Source organism: Kitasatospora purpeofusca, assembly GCF_042691725.1.
GTDB lineage: Bacteria > Actinomycetota > Actinomycetes > Streptomycetales > Streptomycetaceae > Kitasatospora > Kitasatospora purpeofusca_B.
Map to the genome: position 1 here is coordinate 3262308 of NZ_CP170483.1, position 11752 is coordinate 3274059.

6 protein-coding genes and 3 rRNA genes are annotated in these 11752 nt (G+C 65.7%); 2 read left to right on the forward strand and 7 right to left on the reverse strand.

Annotation, left to right across the window (positions count from 1 at the left end; translation table 11 throughout):
- Positions 1-67: 67 nt before the first annotated feature.
- On the forward strand, positions 68-736 hold the full coding sequence (locus ACFCLZ_RS13650) for a potassium channel family protein (protein WP_380285169.1): 669 nt from the start codon (positions 68-70) through the stop codon (positions 734-736).
- Positions 736-1407 carry a potassium channel family protein gene (locus ACFCLZ_RS13655; RefSeq protein WP_380285170.1) on the forward strand — a complete coding sequence of 224 codons (672 nt, stop codon included), beginning with the start codon at positions 736-738 and terminating at the stop codon, positions 1405-1407. Before ACFCLZ_RS13650 ends, ACFCLZ_RS13655 begins: the two co-directional genes overlap by 1 nt.
- A gap of 70 nt (positions 1408-1477) precedes the next feature.
- Here ACFCLZ_RS13655 and ACFCLZ_RS13660 read toward each other — a convergent pair whose 3' ends face one another.
- The 7 genes from ACFCLZ_RS13660 to ACFCLZ_RS13690 form a co-directional block, all read right to left on the reverse strand.
- Entirely contained in the window at positions 1478-2239 is a 762-nt protein-coding gene (locus ACFCLZ_RS13660; RefSeq protein ID WP_380285171.1) for a DUF3159 domain-containing protein, read from the reverse strand.
- Complete coding sequence (locus ACFCLZ_RS13665; protein ID WP_380285172.1) at positions 2236-2643, reverse strand: OB-fold nucleic acid binding domain-containing protein; 408 nt, start codon at positions 2641-2643, stop codon at positions 2236-2238. Before ACFCLZ_RS13665 ends, ACFCLZ_RS13660 begins: the two co-directional genes overlap by 4 nt.
- Before the next feature lie 110 nt (positions 2644-2753).
- The gene (locus ACFCLZ_RS13670) at positions 2754-3434 is read right to left on the reverse strand and encodes a response regulator (RefSeq protein WP_380285173.1); all 681 of its coding nucleotides are present in this window, start codon (positions 3432-3434) and stop codon (positions 2754-2756) included.
- Positions 3435-3507: 73 nt separating this feature from the next.
- Positions 3508-6129 carry an ATP-binding protein gene (locus ACFCLZ_RS13675; RefSeq protein WP_380285174.1) on the reverse strand — a complete coding sequence of 874 codons (2622 nt, stop codon included), beginning with the start codon at positions 6127-6129 and terminating at the stop codon, positions 3508-3510.
- A 279-nt stretch (positions 6130-6408) separates the two neighbouring features.
- A 5S ribosomal RNA gene (rrf, locus tag ACFCLZ_RS13680) occupies positions 6409-6525 on the reverse strand.
- Positions 6526-6612: 87 nt separating this feature from the next.
- A 23S ribosomal RNA gene (locus tag ACFCLZ_RS13685) occupies positions 6613-9732 on the reverse strand.
- Between the two features lie 255 nt (positions 9733-9987).
- Positions 9988-11510: ribosomal RNA gene (locus ACFCLZ_RS13690) — 16S ribosomal RNA — on the reverse strand.
- The 16S, 23S and 5S rRNA genes sit together here, the layout of an rRNA operon.
- Positions 11511-11752 lie beyond the last annotated feature (242 nt).

The window sequence follows — 11752 nt, forward strand, 5'->3', positions numbered from 1 at the left end:
GGGGAAACGGAGATTGAGCGGTGTTTGCGCAGGTCATGGCCCCAATAGGACGGGTGAGGTAGCGCCGGTGCACATCGTCATCATGGGCTGCGGCCGGGTGGGCTCCGCACTCGCCCGCGCACTGGAGAAACAGGGCCACTCGGTGGCCGTGGTCGACCAGGACCCGACGGCCTTCCGCCGGCTGGGCGCCGGGTTCAACGGGCGCCGGGTGACCGGGGTCGGCTTCGACCAGGACACCCTGAAGGAGGCGGGCATCGAGGAGGCGGGCGCCTTCGCCGCCGTCTCCAGCGGTGACAACTCCAACATCATCGCCGCCCGGGTGGCCCGGGAGAACTTCGGCGTGGAGAACGTCGCGGCCCGGATCTACGACCCCCGCCGCGCCGAGGTCTACCAGCGCCTGGGCATCCCCACCGTCGCCACCGTCCGCTGGACGGCCGACCAGATGCTGCGCCGCCTGCTGCCGAGCGGCGCCGAGCCGCTCTGGCAGGACCCGAGCGGCGCCGTCCAGCTCGCCGAGGTCGCCTACGCCCCGGACTGGGTGGGCCACCGGGTGGGCGAGCTGGAGGAGGCCTCCGGCGCCCGGGTGGCGTTCGTCACCCGGCTCGGCGAGGGCCTGCTGCCCTCGCCCCAGATGGTGGTGCAGGAGGGCGACCTGGTGCACGTCATGCTGCGCCGGTCCGACCTGACGGCGGTCGAGGCCGCGTTCGCGCAGGGCCCGCGGAAGGAAGGTCACTGATGCGAGTCGCCATTGCCGGGGCCGGCGCCGTCGGCCGCTCGATCGCGGGCGAGCTGCTGGAGAACGGCCACGAGGTCCTGCTGATCGACAAGAACCCCAACTCCATCTCGGTGGAGCGGGTGCCCATGGCGGAGTGGCTGCTGGCCGACGCCTGCGAGATCACCTCGCTGGACGAGGCCGCGCTGCAGCGCTGCCACGTGGTGATCGCCGCGACCGGTGACGACAAGGTCAACCTGGTCGTCTCGCTGCTCGCGAAGACCGAGTACGGCGTGCCGCGGGTGGTCGCCCGGGTGAACAACCCGAAGAACGAGTGGCTCTTCAACGAGTCCTGGGGCGTGGACGTGGCCGTCTCCACCCCGCGCCTGATGTCCGCCCTGGTCGAGGAGGCGGTCAGCGTCGGCGACCTGGTCCGGCTGATGCGCTTCAGCCAGGGCAACGCCAACCTCGTCGAGCTGACCCTCGCCGAGGACACCGAGCTGGTCGGCACCCGGGTCGGCGACGTCCCGTGGCCGCCGGACACCGCGCTGGTGACGATCCTGCGCGAGGGCCGGGTGCTGGTGCCCCGCAAGGACGACACCCTGGAGGGCGGCGACGAGCTGCTCTTCGTGGCCGCCCAGGAGCGCGAGGAGGAGCTGGAGGACCTGCTCTCCGGCTCGGCCGGCGCCCAGTAGCCCCGGGAACGCAGACGCCGAGGGCCCGCACTCGCTCGGAGTGCGGGCCCTCGGCCGTGCGCCGGTCCTGCTAGCCGCCGGCGGACGGCCCGCCGGCGGGGTGCTCCTGCGCCGGCTCGTCGTCCAGCTGCGCCTTGATCGGCGGCGGCGCCTTCAGCAGGATCTGCCAGGTCACGTACATCGCCAGCAGCAGCGGCGGGATGCCCAGGGCGATCTTGAGCCAGCCCAGCAGGTTCACGTTGTGGGTGAAGTACAGCGGGAAGAGGATCAGCGGCTTGATGCCCATGATCAGCACCCACGCCCAGGTGGCCTTGGTGTAGGCGGCCAGCCGGCCCGGGTTCTGCTTGCGCCAGGTGAACATCTCGCCGGTCACCGGGCCGAGCATGATGCCGATCAGCGGCCAGCGCACCAGCGCCGAGACCGCCAGGCCCACGCAGTAGCCGACGTTCCACAGCAGGCCCGGCAGGTAGAAGTTCTCCGCCTTGCCGGTCTTCATCGAGATCCAGGCGCCGATGGCCACGCCGAACACCCCGCTGAAGGCGTGCTGGACGGTCTCCCGCTTCAGCAGCCGCGCCACCACGAACAGCGCGCTCAGGCCCAGCGCCGCCCAGGCGGCCGCCGGCACCTTGTGGGTGATGTTGTAGGTGACGATGAAGACCAGGCCGGGCAGGGTCATGTCGATCATGCCCCGGACACCGCCGAACGCCTTCATCACGGTGTCGGCGGCCTCGCGGGAGGCCTGCGCCTGCCGGGCCGCCTCCTCGTCGTGGGCGATCTTCACCAGGCCGAGCTGGGCGGCGGGCTCGCCGCCGGGCTGGTTGCTCACGCTCATTCGCTCCCGTGTCCGACCGGACGCAGCTCGTAGCGGGGGTTGAACAGCACCCGGCGGCCGCGCGCGTGGCTGATCCGGCCGCTGGCGACCAGACGGCGCCCCGGCTCGATGCCCGCGATGGAGCGGCGCCCGAGCCAGACCACGTCCAGCGCCTCGGTGCCGTCGAAGAGTTCCGCCTCCAGGGCCGGGACACCGGCCCGCGGGCGGAGCGTCACGGTGCGCAGGGTGCCGGCGACGGTCACCAGTTGCCGGTCCCCGCAGCTGGCGATCGGGGTACAGCCCGACTCCGCGGCGCTCTCCTGGCGCAGCTCCTCGGCCTCCAACTCCTCCGTGGAGGAGGTCAGCCGGCTGAGCATGCGGCGCAGGCGCCCCTGCGGCGGCCCGCTGCTGTTGTCACCACTCATGCCGGAAGGGTACCGGTTCCAAGGGCCCCGGCGGCAGGCCGCGCAAGCCGCCCGGGCTCCCCGCGGGCACTCCCGGAGGGCCGCCGGGGCATCGGGGCCGGCCCGCCCGCTCACCCCTCGAAGCGGTAGCCCATGCCCGGCTCGGTGATGAAGTGCCGCGGGTGGGAGGGGTCCTGTTCGAGCTTGCGCCGCAGCTGGGCGAGGTAGACGCGCAGGTAGTTCGTCTCGGTCCGGTAGGCCGGGCCCCAGACCTCCTGGAGCAGCTGGGTCTGGCTGACCAGCCGGCCCGCGTTGCGGACCAGCACCTCCAGCAGATGCCACTCGGTCGGGGTAAGGCGGATGTCGGTGCCGTCCCGGTTCACCTTCTTCGCCGCCAGGTCGACGGTGAAGCTGTCGGTGACCACCACCGAGCCGTCCTCCCCGGCGACCGGCTCGGCCCGGCGGACGGCGGCGCGCATCCGGGCCAGCAGCTCGTCCATGCCGAACGGCTTGGTGACGTAGTCGTCGGCGCCGGCGTCCAGCGCCTCGACCTTCTCGTCGGAGGCGTGCCGGGCGGAGAGCACGATGATCGGCACCCGGGTCCAGCCCCGCAGGCCCTTGATCACCTCGACCCCGTCCATGTCGGGCAGACCGAGGTCGAGCACGACGACGTCGGGATGGCGGGCGGCGGCGAGTTCCAGGGCGCTCGCGCCGTCATGCGCCGCGTCGACCTCGTACTTGCGGGCCTTGAGGTTGATCACCAGCGCGCGGACGATCTGCGGTTCGTCGTCCACGACGAGGACCCGGGTCATACGGGCTCCGCCTTTCAGGGCTGTCGGTCGGATCGGAAGTGGTCGTTCAACGGTCATCGCAGGACAGCGGTGATCATCCTGGCGGCGGGGCGAGCTGCGGCTCGCCGGACTCCGGTGCGGCGCGGGCCGGCCCGTCGGGGTCGAGCGCGTCGGGCTCCGGACGGCGCTCGACGGACGGCAGGGTGACGACCATGGTCAGCCCGCCGCCCGGCGTGTCCTCGGCGGACACCGTGCCGTCCATCGCCTCGACGAAGCCGCGCGCCACCGCGAGCCCGAGCCCCACCCCGGCACCGCGCGGCGCGTCCCCGTACCGCTGGAACGGCGCGAAGATCCGCTCCTTGGCGTCCTCCGGCACCCCCGGCCCCCGGTCCACGATCCGCAGCTCCACCCGGCCCGGCCCGTCCGCCGGCTCCAGCGCGTCCGCCTTGACCAGCACCTTCGTCCCGTCCGGGCTGTACTTGACGGCGTTCTCGATCAGATTGGCCAGCGACCGCTCCAGCAGCCCTCCGTCGGCCCGGACCATCGGCAGGGTCTCCGGCACGTCCAGCCGGACCGCCTCCGGCGGCACCCCGCCCAGCGCGAACGGCACCACCTCGTCCAGGTCGGTCTCCTGGATCAGCGGCGTGACCGTTCCGGTCTGCAGCCGGCTCATGTCGAGCAGATTGTTGATCAGGTGGTCGAGCCGGTCGGCACCCGCCTCGATCCCCGCCAGCAGCTCCGCCTCGTCCTCCTCGTCCCACTCCACGTCCGCCGAGCGGAGCGAGCTCACCGAGGCCTTGATCCCCGCGAGGGGCGTGCGCAGATCGTGCGAGACGGCCGCCAGCAGCGCGGTCCGGATCCGGTTCCCCTCGGCCTCCCGCCGGGCGGCCGCCGCCTCCCCCGCCAGCCGTCGGCGCTCCAGCACCACGGCGGCCTGCGCGGCGAAGGCCCCGAGCAGCCGGCGGTCCTCGCCCGGCAGCACCCGGCCACGCAGCACCAGCGCCAGCGTCTCCCCGATCGGCACGTCCACGTCGGCCGTCTCCGGCCGCTCCGGCGGACGCGGGCCCGCCGTCGCCACCGCCTGCCACGCACCGGACCGGTCCGGCCGCTCCAGCAGGGCCACCGACTCCTGCTGGAAGGTCTCCCGGACCTGCTCCAGCAGCGCGGTCAGCACGCCGTCCCCGTTCGGCGACCCGCGCAGCACCGTGCCGGCCAGCGCACTCAGCGTCTGCGCCTCGGTCTGGCTGCGGGCCGCCTGGTGGGTGCGCCGGGCCGCCAGGTCGACGACCGAGGCCACGGCCATGCCGACCGCGGTGAATATCGCCACCGCCATGATGTTCTGCGGCTCGGAGATGGTGAAGGTGTGGATCGGCGGCGCGAAGTAGTAGTTGAGCGCCGAGGACCCGACCAGCGCCGAGGCGATCGCCGGGAACAGCCCGCCCACCAGCGCCGCACACACCGTCAGCGACAGGAACAGCATCATGTCCGTGGTCAGGCCCAGGCCGTGGACGTGGGTGAGCACCAGCGCCAGCAGCGGCGGTCCCGCCACCCCGATCAGCCAGCCCGCGATCGTCCGCGTCCGGCCCAGATCGGTCACCTTGCGGATCGGGATCCGCCCGCGCCCCTTCGCGGCGTGCTCGTGCGTGACGATGTGCACGTCGATGTCGCCCGATTCACGGGTCACCGTGCCGCTCACACCCGGGCCGTAGACGTACTGCCAGGCCGGCCGGCGACTGGTGCCGAGCACGATCTGCGTCGCGTTCACACCCCGCGCGAAGTCCAGCAGCCCGGCGGCCGGATCGTCGCCCAGCACCGCGTGGTAGGAACCGCCCAGGCTCTCCACCAGCGCCCGCTGCTCGATCAGCGCCTGAGAGGACCCCGAGCCCGAACCGGCCAGCCCGTCCGAGCGGGAGATGTGCACGGCCAGCAGCTCGCCGCCCGAGCCGCGGGCCGCGATCCGGGCCGCCCGGCGGATCAGCGTCGCGCCCTCCGGCCCGCCCGTCAGCCCGACCACGATCCGCTCACGCGCCTGCCAGATCCCCTTGATGCCCTGCTCGGCCCGGTACTTCTGCAGGTACTCGTCGACCCGGTCGGCCGTCCACAGCAGCGCCAGCTCGCGCAGCGCCGTCAGGTTGCCCGGCCGGAAGTAGTGGGCGAGCGCCGCGTCGATCTTCTCCGGCGCGTACACGTTGCCGTGCGCCAGCCGGCGCCGCAGCGCCTGCGGCGACATGTCGACGAGCTCGATCTGGTCGGCCCGGCGGACCACCTCGTCCGGCACCGTCTCCCGCTGCCGCACGCCCGTGATGCCCTCGACCACGTCGCCGAGCGACTCCAGGTGCTGGATGTTCACCGTCGAGATGACATCGATCCCGGCCGCGAGCAGCTCCTCGACGTCCTGCCACCGCTTCTCGTTGCGGCACCCCGGCACATTGGTGTGCGCCAGCTCGTCCACCAGCGCCACCTGCGGCCGGCGCGCCAGCACCGCGTCCAGGTCCATCTCCGTGAACACCGCCCCGCGGTGCGTCAGCTCCCGCCGCGGCACCAGTTCGAGACCGGTGACCTGCTCGGCCGTGTGCCGCCGCCCGTGGTCCTCGACGAACGCCACCGCGACATCGGTCCCCCGCTCCGAGCGCCGGTGCGCCTCCGCGAGCATGGCGTACGTCTTACCGACCCCGGGTGCCGCCCCGAGGTAGATCCGCAGCCTGCCGCGTCCCATGTGCACCATTCTTGATCCGGCCCCGCCTGGCGGCCATCCCGGACACCAGTTCCCTTCGCCTTCGAGACTACGGCGCAGGCGCGAGTTTGCCAGTGATCTGGGCCCTGACCTGGGAGTTTTAGCGCCATTTTGATGGGCTTGGCGAGGGCTGACGGGGCTCGCCGGCCGCATCGATCGACGCTGCCGAGCTGCCGACCGGCTTGGCCAGGCCAGGCCAGGCCTGGCCGGAAAAACAAAGAACCCCCGCCGGAATTCCGGCGGGGGTTCTTCTCAAAATTTGTTCGGCGGCGTCCTACTCTCCCACAGGGTCCCCCCTGCAGTACCATCGGCGCTGTAAGGCTTAGCTTCCGGGTTCGGAATGTAACCGGGCGTTTCCCTCACGCTATGACCACCGAAACACTATGAAACTGTCAACCGCACCCACACCATGACCAGACGTGTGGGGGTCGTTGTTTCAGAACAACACAGTGGACGCGAGCAACTGAGGACAAGCCCTCGGCCTATTAGTACCGGTCAACTCCACCCCTCACAGGGCTTCCATATCCGGCCTATCAACCCAGTCGTCTACTGGGAGCCTTACCCTCTCAAGGAGGTGGGAGTGCTCATCTCGAAGCAGGCTTCCCGCTTAGATGCTTTCAGCGGTTATCCCTCCCGAACGTAGCCAACCAGCCATGCCCTTGGCAGAACAACTGGCACACCAGAGGTTCGTCCGTCCCGGTCCTCTCGTACTAGGGACAGCCCTTCTCAACACTCCTACGCGCACAGCGGATAGGGACCGAACTGTCTCACGACGTTCTAAACCCAGCTCGCGTACCGCTTTAATGGGCGAACAGCCCAACCCTTGGGACCTACTCCAGCCCCAGGATGCGACGAGCCGACATCGAGGTGCCAAACCATCCCGTCGATATGGACTCTTGGGGAAGATCAGCCTGTTATCCCCGGGGTACCTTTTATCCGTTGAGCGACGGCGCTTCCACAAGCCACCGCCGGATCACTAGTCCCTACTTTCGTACCTGCTCGACCCGTCAGTCTCACAGTCAAGCTCCCTTGTGCACTTACACTCAACACCTGATTGCCAACCAGGCTGAGGGAACCTTTGGGCGCCTCCGTTACTCTTTAGGAGGCAACCGCCCCAGTTAAACTACCCACCAGACACTGTCCCTGATCCGGATCACGGACCCAGGTTAGACATCCAGCACGACCAGAGTGGTATTTCAACGACGACTCCACCATGACTGGCGTCACGGCTTCAAAGTCTCCCACCTATCCTACACAAGCCGAACCGAACACCAATATCAAGCTATAGTAAAGGTCCCGGGGTCTTTCCGTCCTGCTGCGCGAAACGAGCATCTTTACTCGTAATGCAATTTCACCGGGCCTATGGTTGAGACAGTCGAGAAGTCGTTACGCCATTCGTGCAGGTCGGAACTTACCCGACAAGGAATTTCGCTACCTTAGGATGGTTATAGTTACCACCGCCGTTTACTGGCGCTTAAGTTCTCAGCTTCGCCCCACCGAAATGGAGCTAACCGGTCCCCTTAACGTTCCAGCACCGGGCAGGCGTCAGTCCGTATACATCGCCTTACGGCTTCGCACGGACCTGTGTTTTTAGTAAACAGTCGCTTCTCGCTGGTCTCTGCGGCCACCCCCAGCTCGGAGTGCAAGACTCGTCACCAGGAATGGCCCCCCTTCTCCCGAAGTTACGGGGGCATTTTGCCGAGTTCCTTAACCATAGTTCACCCGAACGCCTCGGTATTCTCTACCTGACCACCTGAGTCGGTTTGGGGTACGGGCCGCCATGAAACTCGCTAGAGGCTTTTCTCGACAGCATAGGATCATCCACTTCACCACAATCGGCTCGGCATCAGGTCTCAGCCTTAATGTGAGGCGGATTTGCCTACCTCACGGCCTACACCCTTACCCCGGGACAACCACCGCCCGGGCTGGACTACCTTCCTGCGTCACCCCATCGCTCACCTAATACGAGGTTGGATCGCCGGCTCCACCACGTCCCTTTGTCCGAAGACTCCGGGCCGGTTTCACGGGCTTAGCATCACTCGGTTCAGCGTTGGCGCTTCAAAGCGGGTACGGGAATATCAACCCGTTGTCCATCGACTACGCCTGTCGGCCTCGCCTTAGGTCCCGACTTACCCTGGGCAGATCAGCTTGACCCAGGAACCCTTGGTCAATCGGCGCAAGAGTTTCCCACTCTTGTATCGCTACTCATGCCTGCATTCTCACTCGTATACCGTCCACGACTGGTTTCCACCGCCGCTTCACCCGGCACACGACGCTCCCCTACCCATCACAGCAGGCGTTGGCCCTTCATGCTGCAATGACACGACTTCGGTGATGTGCTTGAGCCCCGCTACATTGTCGGCGCGGAATCACTTGACCAGTGAGCTATTACGCACTCTTTCAAGGGTGGCTGCTTCTAAGCCAACCTCCTGGTTGTCTCTGCGACTCCACATCCTTTCCCACTTAGCACACGCTTAGGGACCTTAGTCGGTGTTCTGGGCTGTTTCCCTCTCGACCATGGAGCTTATCCCCCACAGTCTCACTGCCACGCTCTCACTTACCGGCATTCGGAGTTTGGCTAAGGTCAGTAACCCGGTGAGGCCCATCGCCTATCCAGTGCTCTACCTCCGGCAAGAAACACGTGACGCTGCACCTAAATGCATTTCGGGGAGAACCAGCTATCACGGAGTTTGATTGGCCTTTCACCCCTAACCACAGGTCATCCCCCAGGTTTTCAACCCTGGTGGGTTCGGTCCTCCACGAAGTCTTACCTCCGCTTCAACCTGCCCATGGCTAGATCACTCCGCTTCGGGTCTTGGGCATGCAACTCAAACGCCCTATTCGGACTCGCTTTCGCTACGGCTACCCCACACGGGTTAACCTCGCTACACACCGCAAACTCGCAGGCTCATTCTTCAAAAGGCACGCAGTCACGGCCATGGTCCAAAGACCACAACGACGCTCCCACGGCTTGTAGGCACACGGTTTCAGGTACTATTTCACTCCGCTCCCGCGGTACTTTTCACCATTCCCTCACGGTACTATCCGCTATCGGTCACCAGGGAATATTTAGGCTTAGCGGGTGGTCCCGCCAGATTCACACGGGATTTCTCGGCCCCGTGCTACTTGGGAGTTCTTCAAACGAGCCGTACAGATTTCGCCTACGGGGGTCTTACCCTCTACGCCGGACCTTTCGCATGTCCTTCGACTATCCATACGGTTTCTGACTCGCCGACCGGCCGGCAGACCGGTCAAGAAAAATCCCACGACCCCATCAGCGCAACCCCTGCCGGGTCTCACACGCTCATGGTTTAGCCTCATCCGGTTTCGCTCGCCACTACTCCCGGAATCACGGTTGTTTTCTCTTCCTGCGGGTACTGAGATGTTTCACTTCCCCGCGTTCCCTCCACACTGCCTATGTGTTCAGCAGTGGGTGACAGCCCATGACGACTGCCGGGTTTCCCCATTCGGAAACCCCCGGATCAAAGCCTGGTTGACGGCTCCCCGGGGACTATCGTGGCCTCCCACGTCCTTCATCGGTTCCTGGTGCCAAGGCATCCACCGTGCGCCCTTAAAAACTTGGCCACAGATGCTCGCGTCCACTGTGCAGTTCTCAAACAACGACCAGACACCCACCTCAACAAGCATGGGACCGGCATCACTGAGGTACGTTTCCGTTCCCTCAGGACCCAACAACGTGCCCGACACCCAGAATCGATCAACCGCGTTCCACGCCGAAGCAGTACTAGCGAAAGCCGATCCTGTGTGCCGAATAGTCAACGTTCCACCCGTGAGCAACCGTGCAGGACATTCGCCTGCAAGCGGCATATTGCTCCTTAGAAAGGAGGTGATCCAGCCGCACCTTCCGGTACGGCTACCTTGTTACGACTTCGTCCCAATCGCTGGTCCCACCTTCGACGGCTCCTCCCCTTACGGGTTAGGCCACCGGCTTCGGGTGTTACCGACTTTCGTGACGTGACGGGCGGTGTGTACAAGGCCCGGGAACGTATTCACCGCAGCATGCTGATCTGCGATTACTAGCAACTCCAACTTCATGGGGTCGAGTTGCAGACCCCAATCCGAACTGAGGCCGGCTTTTTGGGATTCGCTCCGCCTCACGGCATCGCAGCCCTTTGTACCGACCATTGTAGCACGTGTGCAGCCCAAGACATAAGGGGCATGATGATTTGACGTCGTCCCCACCTTCCTCCGAGTTGACCCCGGCAGTCTCCTGTGAGTCCCCATCACCCCGAAAGGCATGCTGGCAACACAGAACAAGGGTTGCGCTCGTTGCGGGACTTAACCCAACATCTCACGACACGAGCTGACGACAACCATGCACCACCTGTATACCGACCACAAGGGGGCGACTATCTCTAGCCGTTTCCGGTATATGTCAAGCCTTGGTAAGGTTCTTCGCGTTGCGTCGAATTAAGCCACATGCTCCGCTGCTTGTGCGGTCCCCGTCAATTCCTTTGAGTTTTAGCCTTGCGGCCGTACTCCCCAGGCGGGGAACTTAATGCGTTAGCTGCGGCACCGACGACGTGGAATGTCGCCAACACCTAGTTCCCAACGTTTACGGCGTGGACTACCAGGGTATCTAATCCTGTTCGCTCCCCACGCTTTCGCTCCTCAGCGTCAGTAATGGCCCAGAGATCCGCCTTCGCCACCGGTGTTCCTCCTGATATCTGCGCATTTCACCGCTACACCAGGAATTCCGATCTCCCCTACCACACTCTAGCCTGCCCGTATCGAATGCAGACCCGGGGTTAAGCCCCGGGCTTTCACATCCGACGCGACAGGCCGCCTACGAGCTCTTTACGCCCAATAATTCCGGACAACGCTCGCACCCTACGTATTACCGCGGCTGCTGGCACGTAGTTAGCCGGTGCTTCTTCTGCAGGTACCGTCACTTGCGCTTCTTCCCTGCTGAAAGAGGTTTACAACCCGAAGGCCGTCATCCCTCACGCGGCGTCGCTGCATCAGGCTTTCGCCCATTGTGCAATATTCCCCACTGCTGCCTCCCGTAGGAGTCTGGGCCGTGTCTCAGTCCCAGTGTGGCCGGTCGCCCTCTCGAGCCGGCTACCCGTCGTCGCCTTGGTAGGCCATTACCCCACCAACAAGCTGATAGGCCGCGGGCTCATCCTGCACCGCCGGAGCTTTACACCCAGGACCATGCGGTCCCAGGTCATATCCGGTATTAGACCCCGTTTCCAGGGCTTGTCCCAGAGTGCAGGGCAGATTGCCCACGTGTTACTCACCCGTTCGCCACTGATCCACCCCGAAGGGCTTCACCGTTCGACTTGCATGTGTTAAGCACGCCGCCAGCGTTCGTCCTGAGCCAGGATCAAACTCTCCGTGAATGATTACCCGTAATCGGGCTCACACCCGCGTTGAGCGGCACGGCAACCACCGGAATTAGGCGGCCCCGCGCACTGCGTCCTCGCTAGTGTTATTTCAAAAGGAATCTCCAACCCCGAAACAAGTCCGAGGCCGGGGATGTCAACATATCTGGCGTTGACTTTTGGCACGCTGTTGAGTTCTCAAGGAACGGACGCTTCCATCAGGCGGCTTTCACACCGGCCCTCCGGGCGCTTCGTTCTTT

Bases quoted from the DNA above. Each gene is read 5' to 3' on its own strand.
- ACFCLZ_RS13660 (WP_380285171.1), bottom strand. From the start codon at position 2,239: ATGAGCGTGAGCAACCAGCCCGGCGGCGAGCCCGCCGCCCAGCTCGGC.
- ACFCLZ_RS13665 (WP_380285172.1), bottom strand. From the start codon at position 2,643: ATGAGTGGTGACAACAGCAGCGGGCCGCCGCAGGGGCGCCTGCGCCGC.
- ACFCLZ_RS13670 (WP_380285173.1), bottom strand. From the start codon at position 3,434: ATGACCCGGGTCCTCGTCGTGGACGACGAACCGCAGATCGTCCGCGCG.
- ACFCLZ_RS13655 (WP_380285170.1), top strand. From the start codon at position 736: ATGCGAGTCGCCATTGCCGGGGCCGGCGCCGTCGGCCGCTCGATCGCG.
- ACFCLZ_RS13675 (WP_380285174.1), bottom strand. From the start codon at position 6,129: ATGGGACGCGGCAGGCTGCGGATCTACCTCGGGGCGGCACCCGGGGTC.